27 protein-coding genes are annotated in these 14713 nt (G+C 57.7%); all 27 read right to left on the bottom strand.

The window, feature by feature from the left end:
* Positions 1–22: 22 nt before the first annotated feature.
* Positions 23–1033 carry a DNA-directed RNA polymerase subunit alpha gene (locus AC1D2R_RS26005; RefSeq protein WP_037063320.1) on the bottom strand — a complete coding sequence of 337 codons (1011 nt, stop codon included), beginning with the start codon at positions 1031–1033 and terminating at the stop codon, positions 23–25.
* A gap of 100 nt (positions 1034–1133) precedes the next feature.
* Positions 1134–1523: a 30S ribosomal protein S11 gene (rpsK, locus tag AC1D2R_RS26000; RefSeq protein WP_003547577.1), complete on the bottom strand. Its 390-nt coding sequence runs from the start codon at positions 1521–1523 to the stop codon at positions 1134–1136.
* Between the two features lie 134 nt (positions 1524–1657).
* A complete protein-coding gene (rpsM, locus tag AC1D2R_RS25995; protein ID WP_037063318.1) occupies positions 1658–2026 on the bottom strand; it encodes a 30S ribosomal protein S13 in 369 nt (122 codons plus the stop codon).
* A 227-nt stretch (positions 2027–2253) separates the two neighbouring features.
* On the bottom strand, positions 2254–2904 hold the full coding sequence (locus AC1D2R_RS25990; RefSeq protein WP_477971878.1) for an adenylate kinase: 651 nt from the start codon (positions 2902–2904) through the stop codon (positions 2254–2256).
* Positions 2901–4241 carry a preprotein translocase subunit SecY gene (gene secY, locus AC1D2R_RS25985; protein ID WP_477971876.1) on the bottom strand — a complete coding sequence of 447 codons (1341 nt, stop codon included), beginning with the start codon at positions 4239–4241 and terminating at the stop codon, positions 2901–2903. Before secY ends, AC1D2R_RS25990 begins: the two co-directional genes overlap by 4 nt.
* A gap of 235 nt (positions 4242–4476) precedes the next feature.
* The gene (rplO, locus tag AC1D2R_RS25980; protein ID WP_037063311.1) at positions 4477–4950 is read right to left on the bottom strand and encodes a 50S ribosomal protein L15; all 474 of its coding nucleotides are present in this window, start codon (positions 4948–4950) and stop codon (positions 4477–4479) included.
* Positions 4951–4966: 16 nt separating this feature from the next.
* The gene (gene rpmD / locus AC1D2R_RS25975; protein ID WP_037063309.1) at positions 4967–5176 is read right to left on the bottom strand and encodes a 50S ribosomal protein L30; all 210 of its coding nucleotides are present in this window, start codon (positions 5174–5176) and stop codon (positions 4967–4969) included.
* A 14-nt stretch (positions 5177–5190) separates the two neighbouring features.
* Positions 5191–5760, bottom strand: a complete 570-nt coding sequence (gene rpsE / locus AC1D2R_RS25970; protein WP_037063307.1) for a 30S ribosomal protein S5 — start codon at positions 5758–5760, stop codon at positions 5191–5193.
* 134 nt (positions 5761–5894) lie between these two features.
* Positions 5895–6257, bottom strand: a complete 363-nt coding sequence (rplR, locus tag AC1D2R_RS25965) for a 50S ribosomal protein L18 (RefSeq protein ID WP_477971874.1) — start codon at positions 6255–6257, stop codon at positions 5895–5897.
* 12 nt (positions 6258–6269) lie between these two features.
* Positions 6270–6803 carry a 50S ribosomal protein L6 gene (gene rplF / locus AC1D2R_RS25960; protein WP_057467181.1) on the bottom strand — a complete coding sequence of 178 codons (534 nt, stop codon included), beginning with the start codon at positions 6801–6803 and terminating at the stop codon, positions 6270–6272.
* 42 nt (positions 6804–6845) lie between these two features.
* Complete coding sequence (rpsH, locus tag AC1D2R_RS25955) at positions 6846–7244, bottom strand: 30S ribosomal protein S8 (protein ID WP_037063300.1); 399 nt, start codon at positions 7242–7244, stop codon at positions 6846–6848.
* A gap of 12 nt (positions 7245–7256) precedes the next feature.
* The gene (rpsN, locus tag AC1D2R_RS25950) at positions 7257–7562 is read right to left on the bottom strand and encodes a 30S ribosomal protein S14 (protein WP_057467180.1); all 306 of its coding nucleotides are present in this window, start codon (positions 7560–7562) and stop codon (positions 7257–7259) included.
* Positions 7563–7594: 32 nt separating this feature from the next.
* Positions 7595–8152 carry a 50S ribosomal protein L5 gene (gene rplE, locus AC1D2R_RS25945; RefSeq protein WP_037063297.1) on the bottom strand — a complete coding sequence of 186 codons (558 nt, stop codon included), beginning with the start codon at positions 8150–8152 and terminating at the stop codon, positions 7595–7597.
* Positions 8145–8453 (bottom strand): 50S ribosomal protein L24, encoded by a 309-nt coding sequence (rplX, locus tag AC1D2R_RS25940; protein WP_037063294.1) that lies wholly within the window; start codon positions 8451–8453, stop codon positions 8145–8147. Before rplX ends, rplE begins: the two co-directional genes overlap by 8 nt.
* A 12-nt stretch (positions 8454–8465) precedes the next feature.
* Positions 8466–8834 (bottom strand): 50S ribosomal protein L14, encoded by a 369-nt coding sequence (gene rplN / locus AC1D2R_RS25935; RefSeq protein WP_037063292.1) that lies wholly within the window; start codon positions 8832–8834, stop codon positions 8466–8468.
* A gap of 260 nt (positions 8835–9094) precedes the next feature.
* Positions 9095–9334 carry a 30S ribosomal protein S17 gene (gene rpsQ / locus AC1D2R_RS25930; RefSeq protein ID WP_057467178.1) on the bottom strand — a complete coding sequence of 80 codons (240 nt, stop codon included), beginning with the start codon at positions 9332–9334 and terminating at the stop codon, positions 9095–9097.
* Between the two features lie 4 nt (positions 9335–9338).
* The gene (rpmC, locus tag AC1D2R_RS25925; protein WP_037063288.1) at positions 9339–9539 is read right to left on the bottom strand and encodes a 50S ribosomal protein L29; all 201 of its coding nucleotides are present in this window, start codon (positions 9537–9539) and stop codon (positions 9339–9341) included.
* Positions 9540–9551: 12 nt separating this feature from the next.
* Positions 9552–9965 carry a 50S ribosomal protein L16 gene (rplP, locus tag AC1D2R_RS25920; protein WP_003573792.1) on the bottom strand — a complete coding sequence of 138 codons (414 nt, stop codon included), beginning with the start codon at positions 9963–9965 and terminating at the stop codon, positions 9552–9554.
* Positions 9966–10001: 36 nt separating this feature from the next.
* Positions 10002–10721 (bottom strand): 30S ribosomal protein S3, encoded by a 720-nt coding sequence (gene rpsC, locus AC1D2R_RS25915; protein WP_018900270.1) that lies wholly within the window; start codon positions 10719–10721, stop codon positions 10002–10004.
* The gene (gene rplV, locus AC1D2R_RS25910; RefSeq protein ID WP_477971871.1) at positions 10721–11110 is read right to left on the bottom strand and encodes a 50S ribosomal protein L22; all 390 of its coding nucleotides are present in this window, start codon (positions 11108–11110) and stop codon (positions 10721–10723) included. The genes rpsC and rplV overlap by 1 nt, the downstream gene beginning before the upstream one ends.
* 1 nt (position 11111) lies before the next feature.
* Complete coding sequence (rpsS, locus tag AC1D2R_RS25905; RefSeq protein ID WP_018900272.1) at positions 11112–11390, bottom strand: 30S ribosomal protein S19; 279 nt, start codon at positions 11388–11390, stop codon at positions 11112–11114.
* A 15-nt stretch (positions 11391–11405) separates the two neighbouring features.
* Positions 11406–12242 carry a 50S ribosomal protein L2 gene (gene rplB / locus AC1D2R_RS25900; protein ID WP_477971869.1) on the bottom strand — a complete coding sequence of 279 codons (837 nt, stop codon included), beginning with the start codon at positions 12240–12242 and terminating at the stop codon, positions 11406–11408.
* Positions 12243–12253: 11 nt separating this feature from the next.
* Positions 12254–12547 (bottom strand): 50S ribosomal protein L23, encoded by a 294-nt coding sequence (locus tag AC1D2R_RS25895; protein WP_037063279.1) that lies wholly within the window; start codon positions 12545–12547, stop codon positions 12254–12256.
* Positions 12544–13164, bottom strand: coding sequence for a 50S ribosomal protein L4 (gene rplD / locus AC1D2R_RS25890; protein ID WP_037063276.1), 621 nt, complete (start codon positions 13162–13164; stop codon positions 12544–12546). The genes AC1D2R_RS25895 and rplD overlap by 4 nt, the downstream gene beginning before the upstream one ends.
* Positions 13165–13177: 13 nt before the next feature.
* Positions 13178–13819, bottom strand: coding sequence for a 50S ribosomal protein L3 (gene rplC / locus AC1D2R_RS25885; RefSeq protein WP_037063273.1), 642 nt, complete (start codon positions 13817–13819; stop codon positions 13178–13180).
* A 34-nt stretch (positions 13820–13853) separates the two neighbouring features.
* Positions 13854–14162: a 30S ribosomal protein S10 gene (gene rpsJ, locus AC1D2R_RS25880; protein WP_003547547.1), complete on the bottom strand. Its 309-nt coding sequence runs from the start codon at positions 14160–14162 to the stop codon at positions 13854–13856.
* Positions 14163–14472: 310 nt separating this feature from the next.
* Positions 14473–14713: EF-Tu C-terminal domain-related protein (locus tag AC1D2R_RS25875; protein WP_477971867.1), on the bottom strand; the 241-nt coding region annotated here is incomplete at its 5' end.

The following is a 14713-nucleotide window of genomic DNA, read 5'->3' as shown; positions in this document are numbered from 1 at the left end:
CATCTCGCCCGCCGTTTGAACGTTAGTATTGGTCTTCGTAGCGCTTTGCGAGATCTTCGATGTTCTCAGGCGGCCATGCCGGCACTTCCATACCGAGGTGCAGGCCCATGGAAGCGAGAACTTCCTTGATTTCGTTCAGCGACTTGCGACCAAAATTCGGCGTGCGGAGCATTTCTGCTTCGGTCTTCTGAATGAGGTCGCCGATGTAGACGATGTTGTCGTTCTTCAGGCAGTTTGCCGAGCGAACAGACAGTTCGAGTTCGTCCACCTTCTTCAGGAGAGCCGGGTTGAAAGCAAGTTCGGTGACTGCTTCCTCTTCGGTTTCCTTCTGCGGCTCGTCGAAGTTGACGAACACGCCAAGCTGATCCTGGAGAATGCGGGCCGCAAAAGCGACAGCATCCTCGCCGGTGATCGAACCATCGGTTTCGATCGTCATGTTCAGCTTGTCGTAGTCGAGAACCTGTCCTTCGCGGGTATTTTCAACCTTGTAGGACACCTTCTTGACCGGCGAATAAAGGCTGTCGACCGGGATGAGACCGATCGGAGCATCTTCCGCACGATTGCGATCGGCCGGAACGTAGCCCTTGCCGTTGTTGACGGTGAATTCCATACGGATTTCGGCGCCCTCATCGAGCGTGCAGATGACATGCTCGGGGTTGAGGATTTCGATATCACCGACCGTCTGGATGTCACCAGCCGTTACAACGCCCGGCCCCTGCTTACGCACGACCATGCGCTTTGCGTCATCGCCATCCATCTTGATGGCGATTTCCTTGATGTTGAGGACGATGTCCGTAACGTCTTCGCGGACGCCAGGAATCGACGAGAACTCATGCAGCACGCCATCGATCTGCACGGCCGTCACTGCGGCACCGCGCAGCGAGGACAGCAGAACGCGGCGAAGCGCGTTGCCGAGGGTGAGGCCGAAACCGCGCTCCAGCGGCTCTGCTACGAGCGTCGCCTTGATGCGCGAGCTCGAAGAGAACTCGACCTTGTTCGGCTTGATCAATTCCTGCCAGTTTTTCTGAATCATATTTTTGCCTTCCGTTCGTTGCCACCATCCAATCGTGGCAACCGAGCTTGAGAAGCACCGGGAACGAGAAACCGCCCACCGGTGTTGTGAATGGCGATGATCAGACGCGGCGCTTCTTGCGCGGGCGGCAGCCATTGTGCGGGATCGGCGTCACGTCGCGGATGGACGTGATCATGAAGCCAGCAGCCTGGAGCGCGCGCAGAGCGGATTCACGGCCAGAACCCGGGCCGCAAACTTCGACTTCCAGGGACTTCATCCCGTGTTCCTGAGCCTTCTTGGCGCAGTCTTCAGCAGCGATCTGAGCTGCGAACGGGGTCGACTTGCGCGAGCCCTTGAAGCCCTTGGCGCCAGCAGAAGACCAGGCAATCGCGTTGCCCTGTGCATCGGTGATGGTGATCATGGTGTTGTTGAACGTCGAGTTGACGTGGGCAACACCCGACGAAATGTTTTTACGTTCGCGACGGCGAACGCGTACGGCTTCCTTGGCCATCTAAATCCCTTTCTTGGATCTCTTCACCGCCGTAATACCAGCGGCTACACCGGAACGAGACCTTGCGGCCCTGCCCGAAACTCAAAAGAGGCCGGCGCAGACCGCCAGCCCCCTCACCTCCGGTTTCCCGGAAATTACTTCTTCTTACCAGCGATCGCCTTTGCGGGCCCCTTGCGGGTACGAGCATTGGTGTGCGTGCGCTGACCGCGGACCGGAAGGCCACGGCGATGACGCAGGCCGCGGTAGCAGCCCAGGTCCATCAGACGCTTGATGTTCATCGAGGTTTCGCGACGCAGGTCGCCTTCAACCTGATAATCGCGGTCGATGGTTTCGCGGATCTGCAGGACCTCAGCGTCAGTCAGCTGATTTACACGCCGATCAGCCGGAATACCGACCTTCTCGACGATTTCCTGTGCGAATTTCGAACCAATCCCGTGAATATACGTCAGCGCAATAACAACGCGCTTTGCAGTCGGGATGTTGACGCCAGCGATACGTGCCACGCCTATTCTCCTTGCGTTCCAGTTGCCATCCGGCAAGAGGCTTTTCGTTAGGCAGCCGGGAATGGCCGCTCGTTCAGATTTGGGTTCGTACATGTCAAAACGACCGAACCCGGAATTCCATTTTAGGAAGTCCGCGCCGACCGCATTAGATGTCGCGAGTTGGCGCGGTGTTTAGCGGAATCAGTGCAGAAAAGCAACCGTTCCCGCCAAGTTTTATTTCCGAAGGTTTAAAGCTTCGAAAGAACCGCCTCGATCTCGCCGGTGACGTGATCAATGTCGGCCATGCCATCCACCGACTTCAACTTACCTTTGGCATAGTAGTAGCCGATCAGCGGTGACGTTTCCTTGTAATAGGCACCGAGACGGGTGACGACCGTCTCACGATTGTCGTCTGGCCGACGCTTAAAGTGTGTAGAACCGCAACGGTCGCAGACCCCTTCCACCGTCGGCTTAACGTTGGTGTCGTGGTACCCTGCGCCACAGTTGGCGCAGCTATAGCGACCCGAAACACGGTCGGCCAAGATATTGTCGTCCACCTGGATTTCAATGACCGTGGACAGTTCGATGCCCTTGCATTTCATCATGGCTTCAGTCGCATCGGCTTGGACCAGGGTCCGTGGAAAACCGTCGAGAATAAACCCCTTGGCGCAGTCCGGCGCATCGAGACGCTCTGAGACGATAGCGTTGACGATCTCGTCGGAGACAAGCTTGCCAGCGTCCATGACAGCCTTTGCGCGCTTGCCGACCTCCGTACCTGCCGCAACAGCGGCACGAAGCATATCGCCGGTGGAAAGTTGCGGAATACCGTATTTCTCCACGATCCGCTGAGCTTGGGTCCCCTTACCCGCGCCCGGCGGCCCTAACAGTATGAGTCTCATCGCCCCCTCTTTCCTCCACGCAACTTCGATTTCTTGATCAGGCCTTCGTACTGCTGTGCGATCAGGTGACCCTGGATCTGTGCCACCGTATCGAGCGTTACGCTAACCACGATCAAAAGCGAAGTGCCACCGAGAGACAATGGAATGCCAGTTTGCGACACCAGAATTTCCGGCAGAATGCACACGAAGACGAGGTAGATCGCGCCGATGACCGTAATGCGGGTTAGCACGTAGTCGATGTATTCCGCGGTCCGTTCGCCCGGACGAATGCCGGGGATGAAGCCGCCGTGCTTCTTCAGATTGTCGGCCGTATCCTTCGGATTGAAGACAATTGCCGTGTAGAAGAAAGCAAAGAAGGCGATCAACAGACCGTAGAGGAGCATGTAAAGCGGCTGGCCGTGACCGAGTGCAGCCACGATGGACGTTGCCCACGCCGGCAGGGCAGTGGTGTTGGCGAAACCAGCGATGGTCGCCGGAAGCAAGAGCAGCGAGGAAGCGAAGATCGCCGGGATGACGCCAGAAGTATTGAGCTTAAGCGGCAGATGCGAGGTATCGCCCTGGAACATACGGTTGCCCACCTGGCGCTTCGGATACTGGATCAGAAGGCGACGCTGCGCACGCTCAACGAAGACGATGACCGCAATGACGGCGATCGCGACAACGATAACCGCGAGAATGAGCGTCGTCGACAGTGCTCCGGTACGGCCGAGTTCCAGGGTACCGGCCAGAGCGGTCGGAAGACCTGCGGCGATGCCGGCGAAGATGATGAGCGATATACCGTTGCCGATGCCGCGCGAAGTGATCTGCTCACCCAGCCACATCAGGAACATCGTGCCGCCGAGCAGCGTGATGACAGTCGAAACACGGAAGAAGATGCCCGGATCGACCACGAGACCATTGCCGCTCTCGAGCCCGACGGAAATGCCGTAGGCCTGCAGGGCGCCGAGAAGCACGGTGCCGTAGCGGGTGTACTGGTTGATGATCTTGCGACCCTGCTCGCCTTCCTTCTTCAGGTTCTCGAGCGCCGGAACGACCGAAGTCATCAGCTGCACGATAATCGAAGCGGAGATATATGGCATGATACCCAGCGCGAAGATCGCCATACGCTGTACGGCGCCGCCCGAGAACATGTTGAAAAGACCGAGGATGCCACCGGACTGGCCACGGAAGGCCTGAGCGTAGGCTTCAGGATTGAGACCCGGGAGCGGAATATGCGTACCCAACCGGTACACGAGGAGAGCTGCAAGTGTGAACCACAAGCGCTTCTTGAGATCCTCGGCTTTGGCGAAGGTCGAGAAATTAAGGTTGGAAGCCAACTGTTCCGCTGCAGACGCCATGCGATTCTCCGCGCTGCCAATTTCGGATCCAAACCAAGTGAACTGGACCCCGAATCAGCATTCTGAATTATTCAAAAGCGGGTTTCGGACGGATTGCGGGCGCAACCTATGCCTCACCCTTGTTTTTCGTCGTACCGTCCCTGACGCACGTGCGTCCGAGCGGTTTTGTGAGGCTCACATATGGGAGCAAAATCGCCCGGTGTGAAGCACCCCGGGCGACTTATCATAGATTATATTATTCCGCAGCTGCGGCAGAAAGAAGCGTGACGGAACCGCCAGCCTTTTCGATCTTTTCGACAGCCGGCTTGGAGGCGCCAGCAACTTCGAACTTGACCTTTGCCTTCAGCTCGCCGTCACCGAGAACGCGAACGCCGTCCTTGATGCGGCGGATAACCCCGGCAGCTTTGAGAGCTGCTGCATCGACCGTCGACTTGGCGTCGAGCTTGCCCGCGTCGATCGCCGCCTGAACACGCTCCAGCGACACGACAACGAAGTCGGCCTTGAAGATGTTGTTGAAGCCGCGCTTCGGCAGACGACGGTAGATTGGCATCTGACCGCCTTCAAAGCCGTTGATGGCGACGCCGGAACGGGACTTCTGACCCTTCACACCGCGACCACCAGTCTTGCCCGAACCCGAACCAATACCGCGGCCGAGGCGCTTGCGGCTGTGGGTGGAACCTTCGTTGTCTTTAATTTCATTGAGTTTCATAGCGAATACTCCCGGCTTACTTCTCGTCGACGACGCGAACGAGATGCTGGACAGCACGGATCATGCCGCGAACGGAAGGGGTATCTTCCAGCGTGCGACGACGGTGCATCTTGTTCAGTCCGAGACCGATCAGCGTACGCTGCTGGTAGTCCGGACGGCGAATCGGGCTGCCGATCTGTTCGACAGTGACCGTCTTCGCTTCAGTCTTCTTGGTAGCCTTAGCCATCTGTCAGACTCCTCTTATTCTTCAGAGGCGTTGCCGGAAGCGGCACGGCGAGCCTGAAGCGTTGCATACTTTATGCCACGCTGTGCTGCGATGTCCTTCGGGTGAACCTGGTGCTTCAGAGCGTCGAAGGTAGCGCGAACCATGTTGTATGGGTTCGAGGAACCGGTCGACTTGGCGACGACGTCATGAACGCCGAGCGTTTCGAAAACAGCGCGCATCGGACCGCCGGCGATGATACCGGTACCGACCTTGGCCGAACGAAGCAAAACCTTGCCGGCACCATGGCGGCCATTAACGTCGTGATGAAGCGTACGGCCGTCACGCAGCGGTACGAAGATCAGTTCGCGCTTAGCAGCTTCGGTAGCCTTGCGGATTGCTTCCGGCACTTCGCGTGCCTTGCCGTGACCAAAGCCGACGCGGCCCTTCTGGTCACCGACGACGACGAGAGCAGCGAAACCAAAACGCCGGCCACCCTTTACAACCTTAGCGACGCGGTTGATCGCGACCAGCTTGTCGACGAACTCGCTATCGCGTTCCTCGCGGTTCTGGCGATCGTCGCGAGAACCTCTTCTTTCCTGTGCCATTGTCCTTTTCCTTTTTCTTTTCCGGGTGCAAACGGCAAACAAAACGAAGACCGCATCAACCTCTCCTCAAGAAGAGTGTTTGCGGTCCGGTGAAAATCCGGCCGGCACCTTGACGGTCCGGCCGGAAATCTTAATCAGAAGGTCAGACCGCCTTCGCGGGCTGCATCTGCCAGAGCCTTGATACGGCCGTGATAGATGAAGGCGCCACGGTCGAATACGACTTCGTTGACGCCAGCCTTGGAGGCGCGCTCAGCAACGAGCTTGCCGACGAGGGCGGCGGCTGCTGTGTCAGCACCGGTCTTCAGAGAACCGCGCAGATCCTTATCGAGGGTCGAGGCAGACGCGAGCGTCTTTCCGGCAACATCATCGATAATCTGAGCGTAGATGTTCTTCGAGGAGCGATGAACCGACAGGCGCGGACGGCCGTTGGCCACCGACTTGAGTTGACGGCGCACGCGGTTGGCACGACGTGCAAGTGCTTCTTTCCTGCTAGCCATTTCGCGTGATCCTTACTTCTTCTTGCCTTCTTTGCGAACGATCCGTTCGCCGGCATACTTGACGCCCTTGCCCTTGTAAGGCTCAGGACCGCGATATTCGCGGATTTCAGCCGCAACCTGACCGACCTGCTGCTTATTGATGCCAGTGACAACAATTTCAGTCGGCTTCGGAACAGCGATCGTGATGCCCTGCGGGGGCTCATAGATCACGTCGTGGCTGAAACCTAGCGCGAGCTGGAGGTTCTTGCCCTGAAGCGTTGCGCGGTAACCGACGCCATTGATTTCGAGCTTGCGCTCATAGCCGTCCTTGACGCCCGTGAAGATGTTTTCGATCATCGTGCGGGACATGCCCCACTTCGAACGAGCATCCTTCGACTGCGTCAGCGGCGTGACTACAACCGCATTGTTTTCGAGCGTAACGCCGACTTCGTCATTTGCGACAAAGAACAGCTCGCCCTTCGGGCCCTTTGCAGTGACCTTCTGGCCTTCGACCGTAGCCGTAATCCCAGCAGGTATCTGAACGGGCTTCTTACCGATACGAGACATGTTTCAATCCTGTCTGTTCGCTATGGAGATCGATGCTCAATCTTAGAAGACCGAGCAAAGAACCTCACCACCAACGTTCTGTTCGCGAGCCTGGTGATCTGCCATCACACCCTTCGGAGTCGAAAGGATGGTGATGCCGAGACCGTTCGCGACCTGCGGAATGGACTTGACCGAGACATAAACTCGGCGGCCCGGCTTAGACACACGGCCGATCTCACGGATCACCGATGCGCCTTCATAGTACTTCAGCTCGATGCTGATTTCAGACTTGCCATTGCCAAAATCGACAAGGGAATAGCCACGGATGTAGCCTTCAGCCTGAAGAACATCAAGAACGCGTGCACGGAGCTTCGAAGCAGGCGTCGAAACCGACGACTTGCGGCGAGAAGCGCCGTTGCGGATGCGAGTGAGCATATCGCCCAACGGATCAGTCATTGTCATCTAACCTGCTCCTTACCAGCTCGACTTGACGATGCCCGGCACCTTGCCGAGATTGCCGAGTTCACGCAGCGCGATACGCGACATGCGCAGTTTGCGGTAGTATGCGCGCGGACGGCCCGATACTTCACAACGGTTGCGAATACGGGTCTTCGATCCATCGCGCGGCAGGGATGCCAGCTTGATCGAGGCCTTGAACCGCTCTTCGATCGGAAGAGCCTGGTTCATGATGATCGCTTTCAACTCAGCGCGCTTAGCGGCGTGGTTTGCGACCGTAATACGGCGGCGCTTGTTCTTTTCAACTGCGCTTGTCTTCGCCATGTGTGGTTCCTTTTCTACGCTCGTCGTTACGGTTACTGACGGAACGGGAAGTTGAACTCTGTCAAGAGAGCCCGTGCTTCGTCGTCCTTGGTGGCCGTCGTGCAAACGATGATGTCCATGCCCCACATCTGATCAACCTTATCGTAGTTGATTTCTGGGAACACAATGTGCTCCTTGATGCCCATGGCGAAGTTGCCACGGCCGTCAAAGCTTTTCGGGTTCAGGCCGCGAAAGTCGCGAACGCGCGGAAGCGCGATGTTGATCAAACGGTCCAGGAACTCGTACATGCGAGCGCCGCGCAGGGTAACCTTTGCGCCGATCGGCATATCTTCGCGGAGCTTAAAGCCAGCGATAGAGTTGCGTGCACGGGTGATGACCGGCTTCTGACCAGCAATAGCGGCCAGGTCAGCCGCGGCAACAGACGGCTTCTTCGAATCAGCCGTTGCCTCGCCGACACCCATGTTGATCACGATCTTGTCGAGCTTGGGAATCTGCATCTCGTTGGCGAAGGAGAACTTCTCCTGCATCGCCGCGCGGATGCGCTCGACATATTCCTTCTTGAGCCGCGGCTCATATTTTGCGTCAGCCATCGATCACATCTCCAGAACGCTTGGCCACACGGACCTTCTTGCCATCAACTACCTTGAAACCAACGCGGGTCGGCTTGCCGTCCTTGTCGATGATCGAGACGTTGGACAAGTGAACCGAGGCTTCCTTGCTGATGATGCCGGCTTCCTGGGTCTGCGTCTGGCGCTGGTGGCGCTTTACGACGTTGACGCCACGAACTACGGCGCGATCTTCCTTAGGCAGAACCTGAAGGACTTCGCCAGTGCGGCCCTTGTCCTTGCCTGCGAGCATGACGACCGTGTCGCCCTTACGAATCTTTTGCATCGTTCGCGCTCCTTACAGTACTTCTGGAGCGAGCGAGATGATCTTCATGTGGTTCTTGGCGCGAAGTTCGCGCGGAACCGGTCCGAAGATACGAGTGCCGATCGGCTCTTTCTTGTTGTCGATGAGGACTGCTGCATTGGTGTCGAAGCGGATGACACTGCCATCAACGCGACGGATTTCCTTGGCGGTACGAACGACGACCGCCTTCATCACGTCACCCTTCTTCACGCGGCCGCGCGGAATAGCTTCCTTGATCGATACGACGATAATGTCGCCGATCGAGGCATACTTGCGCTTTGAGCCGCCCAGCACCTTGATGCACATGACACGACGTGCGCCGGAATTATCCGCCACGTCGAGGTTTGTTTGCATCTGAATCATATCAGGTCGCCTTCTTGGTTTACCGGGATGGTTGGGCTTGCGCCCCCTACCCCGGCTTATGAAAATTGTCAGCCGGCCGCTTGCCAAGACAGCAGGCGAAAACACGGCAATAGCTTGAATAGCGCGGGATCGATCGTGCCAGGGTGGTTTCCCAACGGGACCTTCCGTGCGCTCAAAGCAAAAGAACGCTCGAAGAACGAGCGTTCTGACGCTGCTTCATACAGATATTTCCGCGAGACGCAAGGCCTCGCGCAAAAATCTTACTTGCTCTGGGCGGAAACGACCGTCCAGCGCTTGTCCTTGGAGATCGGTGCGCATTCCTCGATGGAAACGGCGTCGCCGATTTTGTACTGGTTGTTTTCGTCGTGGGCCTTGTACTTCTTGGAACGACGAACGGTCTTCTGGAGCAGCGGGTGAGCGAAACGACGCTCAACACGAACGACTACAGTCTTCTCATTCTTGTCGCCAACGACGACGCCCTGCAGGATGCGCTTCGGCATATTCTTAGGCCTTTGCTTCTGCCGCCTTCTGGCGGGCAATGGTTTTCACGCGGGCGATGTCTTTACGGACTTCGTTGACGCGGGAGGACTTTTCGAGCTGACCGGTGGCCTTCTGGAAGCGCAGGTTGAACTGCTCCTTCTTGAGGTCGGCAAGCTTGTCCTTGAGCTGATCGGCCGTCAGGCCGCGAACTTCATCGGCTTTCATGTGCCTTGCTCCTTACTCTGCAATGCGCTGTACGAAGCGCGTCTTGACCGAGAGCTTGGCAGAGCCAAGACGAAGAGCTTCGCGAGCGATCTCTTCGCTGACACCGTCGATCTCGAACATCATGCGGCCTGGCTTGACCTTGCATGCCCAATATTCAACGGAGCCCTTACCCTTACCCATACGGACTTCGGTCGGCTTTGCGGTTACCGGAACATCCGGGAACACGCGGATCCACACACGGCCGGCGCGCTTCATGTAACGCGTGATCGCGCGGCGAGCCGCTTCGATCTCGCGTGCATTGACGCGGTTCGGCTCTTGAGCCTTAAGGCCGAATTCGCCGAATGCGAGGTCTGAACCACCCTTGGCGACGCCCTTGATGCGGCCCTTAAATTGCTTGCGGTACTTGGTACGCTTTGGCTGCAACATTTTCTTATTCTCCGAACTTATCTGCCACCAACGCTATTAAGCGTTGTCGCGGCGACGATCGCGATCACGGCTAGCCGGACCCTGAGCGTCACCCTCGAGTGCGCGGCGCTCGGAGGCCATCGGATCGTGCTCAAGGATTTCGCCCTTGAAGATCCAAACCTTGATGCCGCAAATACCGAAAGCGGTTTCCGCCTCAGCTGTGCCGTAGTCGATGTCAGCGCGCAGCGTATGCAGCGGAACGCGACCTTCGCGATACCACTCCGTACGAGCGATTTCAGCACCGCCAAGACGGCCTGCGCACGTGATCTTGATGCCTTCGGCGCCAAGACGCATTGCAGACTGAACGGCGCGCTTCATGGCGCGACGGAAAGCTACACGACGCTCGAGCTGCTGAGCGATCGACTGGGCGACCAGAACAGCGTCGACTTCCGGTTTGCGAACTTCAACGATGTTGAGGTGCGTTTCGGAATTCGTCATGTCCGACAGCTTCTTGCGGAGCTTGTCGATGTCTGCGCCCTTCTTACCGATGATCAGGCCCGGACGAGCCGAGTGGATCGTAACGCGGCACTTCTTGTGCGGACGCTCGATAACCACCTTGGAAATACCGGCCTGCTTCAGTTCGCTCATCACGAACTTGCGCATCTTCAGGTCTTCGTGCAGCAGCTGACCATACTCGGCATTGTCCGCAAACCAGCGGCTATCCCAGGTACGGTTGATGCCAAGACGGAAACCGATTGGATTGATTTTCTGACCCATTATGCGGCCTCCTCTTGTGCCTGCACTTCGCGGACAACGATCGTGAGGTGAGCAAACGGCTTCTCAACGCGAGATGCACGGCCACGGCCACGAGCATGGAAACGCTTCATGACGATCGACTTGCCGACGTAAGCTTCCGCCACGACCAGCGAGTCAACGTCGAGATCATGGTTGTTCTCGGCGTTGGCGATTGCAGATTCAAGCGTCTTCTTGACAGCACCTGCAATGCGCTTGCGGGAGAATTCCAGCTCAGCGAGTGCACGATCAACCTTCTTGCCGCGGATAGCCGCGGCGACGAGGTTGAGCTTCTGTGGGCTGACGCGGAGCGTGCGGGCGACTGCTTGCGCCTCGTTGTCCTTCAGCCGGCGTTCGGCTTTTGCCTTGCCCATGTTACTTCCTCTTTGCCTTCTTGTCCGCACCGTGACCGTAGTAGGTACGGGTCGGAGAGAATTCACCGAATTTGTGGCCGACCATGTCTTCATTGACGTTGACCGGAATATGCTTGCTGCCGTTGTAGACGCCGAAGGTGAGACCGACAAACTGCGGCAGGATCGTGGAGCGACGGCTCCAGATCTTGATTACTTCTGCACGTCCGCCTTCACGAACCTTCTCAGCCTTCTTGAGAAGATAGCCGTCAACGAACGGACCTTTCCATACTGAACGAGCCATTGGAGACTTCCTCTCTTACTTCTTACGCTGGTGACGCGAGCGCATGATCATCTTGTCGGTCGACTTGTTCGACCGTGTGCGCTTGCCCTTGGTCGGCTTGCCCCACGGAGTAACAGGGTGACGGCCACCAGAGGTGCGGCCTTCACCACCGCCGTGCGGATGGTCGACCGGGTTCATGACGACACCGCGGTTATGCGGACGCTTGCCGCGCCAAACAGTGCGACCGGCCTTGCCGTCATTGATGTTGGCGTGGTCAGGGTTGGAGACGGCGCCGATCGATGCAAGGCAAGAGCCGTGGACGAGACGCTGTTCGCCGGAGTTCAGGCGAAGGATCGCCATGCCCTGGTCGCGGCCGACGAGCTGTGCGTAGGAACCGGCAGAGCGCGCGATCTGACCGCCCTTGCCCGGCTTCATTTCCACGTTGTGGATGATGGAGCCGACCGGAATGAACTGCAGCGGCATCGTGTTGCCGGGCTTTACGTCGACGGCCTTTTCCGAAGCGATAACCTTGTCGCCGGCAGCAATGCGCTGCGGAGCGATGATGTAGGCCTGCTCGCCGTCAGCATAGCTGATGAGGGCGATAAACGCCGTGCGGTTCGGATCGTATTCGATACGCTCGACGGTGCCTTCAACGTCGAACTTGCGACGCTTGAAGTCGACCAGACGATAAGTGCGCTTGTGACCACCGCCGATGAAGCGGGCGGTGATGCGGCCGAGGTTGTTACGACCACCGCTCTTGGTCAAACCTTCCGTCAGCGCCTTGACCGGCTTGCCCTTGTAGAGCGAGGAGCGATCGACGATGACCAGCTGACGCTGGCTCGGGGTTGTAGGATTGAATGTTTTCAATGCCATCTTTTTGTTCCTCAGAGACCGGTGGAGACGTCGATCGTCTGGCCTTCAGCCAAAGTCACGATTGCCTTCTTCACGTCCTTCTGCTTGCCGACAAAACCGCGGAAACGCTTGGTCTTGCCCTTGCGGAGCAGAGTGTTGACGGCCGTGACCTTGACGCCGAATAGCGCCTCGACTGCAGCCTTGATTTCCGGCTTTGACGCCGTCTTGGCGACATTGAAAACAACCTGGTTGTTTTCGGATACCAGAGTGGACTTTTCGGTGATCGCCGGCGAGACGATCACATCATAGTGGCGAAGATCGGTCACTTGAAACGCTCCTCTAGAGCTTCAACGGCAGCCTTGGAAAGCACGAGCTTGCCACGGCGCACGATGTCATAAACGTTGATGCCCTGGATCGGCAGAACATCGATATTCGGGATGTTCTTTGCAGCGAGCTTGAAGTTGCCATCAAGTTCAGCGCCACCGATGAAGAGGGCGTTGGTCAGGCCGAGCGTCTCGAAAACCGATGCCAGTGCCTTGGTCTTTGCTTCAGCAGCGACCAGGTTGTCGATGATGATGACATCATCGGACTTCAGCTTCGCCGAAAGTGCGAGGCGCAGGCCGAGAGCGCGAACCTTCTTCGGAAGGTCGTGTTCGTGGCTGCGAACAACGGGGCCGTGAGCCTTACCACCGCCGCGGAACTGCGGAGCACGAGCCGAATGGTGACGAGCGCGGCCCGTACCCTTCTGCTTGTACATCTTGGCACCGGTGCGCCATACTTCGGCGCGGCCCTTGGCCTTGTGTGTGCCCTGCTGCTTCTTGGCAAGCTGCCAGCGGATGACGCGGGCAAGAATGTCTTCACGGGGCTCGAGGCCGAAAATCGCGTCAGAAAGAGAAACCTTCCCTGCGTCTTTTCCCTCGAGGGTCTTGACGTTGAATTCCATTGGTCTGGCTCCCTTACTTCGCGGCCGACTTGACGGCGTCGCGCACAATGATCCAGGCACCCTTGGAACCGGGTACTGCACCCTTGATCAGGATAAGACCGCGATCTTCATCGGTCGACACCACTTCAAGGTTCTGAGTCGTAACGCGCGTCTGGCCCATGTGACCAGCCATCTTCTTGTTCTTGAAAACCTTGCCCGGATCCTGACGCGAGCCAGTCGAACCGTGCGAGCGGTGCGAAACCGACACACCGTGCGTGGCGCGGAGACCGCCGAAGCCGTGACGCTTCATGGCGCCGGCAAAGCCCTTACCAATCGTCGTACCCGTGACATCGACGAGCTGTCCGGCGGCAAAGTGGCCAGCCTTTATCTCGGTGCCGACGTCGAGCAGGTTGTCTTCCGTAACACGGAATTCAGCGAGCTTCGCCTTCGGCTCGACGTTGGCAATAGCGAAATTGCCGCGCATTGCCTTCGACGTATTCTTGACCTTCGCCGTGCCAGCACCAAGCTGAACTGCGGCATAGCCGTTCTTCTCTACTGTGCGCTGGGCTACAACCTGGCAGCCTTCCATACGCAGTACGGTAACCGGAACATGCTCGCCGGCGTCGTTGTAGACGCGGGTCATGCCCACCTTTTGTGCAATCACACCTGAACGCATCGGTTCAATCCTTCCAACTCAGCTCGAGCAGGGCTCAGAGCTTGATCTCAACATCGACACCAGCGGCGAGATCGAGCTTCATCAGCGCGTCTACCGTCTGCGGTGTCGGGTCAACGATGTCGAGAAGGCGCTTGTGTGTGCGCATCTCGAACTGCTCGCGGCTCTTCTTGTCGATGTGTGGGGACCGGTTAACCGTAAACTTCTCGATGCGAGTCGGAAGCGGAACGGGGCCCCGGACGCTAGCTCCGGTGCGCTTCGCCGTCGACACGATCTCGCGCGTCGAAGCGTCGAGAATGCGGTGATCGAACGCCTTCAGGCGAATGCGGATATTTTGGCCGTTCATTCGACGTTATCCTTGTGTTTGTTATCCCGCGTGCCTTCGGATAGGCACGGGCTGTTTTTATTCCTAAGGCGGACCACCGGTTTCAAAGATCGAGAGAGACGCCGGGCTGCGGTGTCCCTATCCAGTCTTCAGGCCTTCCAGCCCACCTTATTGTTTGCTGTAGTCACCCGCATCTATAAACGAAGCAGGGCGCAAATAGCGCTCGCGCGCCATTTGCAACATTTCTTTGTAATAAGCAAGCGGCCAGGACCGCCTGCATCATAATATTGTCAACGAATCGGCCGCTCGGGTGGAGCGGCCATTCCGAAGACTACTCGACGATGGAGGCAACGATGCCGGCGCCGACGGTACGGCCGCCTTCGCGGATCGCGAAGCGCAGCTTTTCTTCCATTGCGATCGGAACGATAAGCTCGACGGCAACCGTAACGTTGTCGCCAGGCATAACCATTTCCGTGCCTTCCGGAAGCGAAACGATGCCGGTCACGTCAGTCGTACGGAAGTAGAACTGAGGACGGTAGTTCGTGAAGAACGGCGTGTGACGGCCGCCTTCT

It is taken from the genome of Rhizobium sp. P1_C7, assembly GCF_056406295.1.
This window is presented reverse-complemented; position numbering and strand designations above follow the sequence as displayed.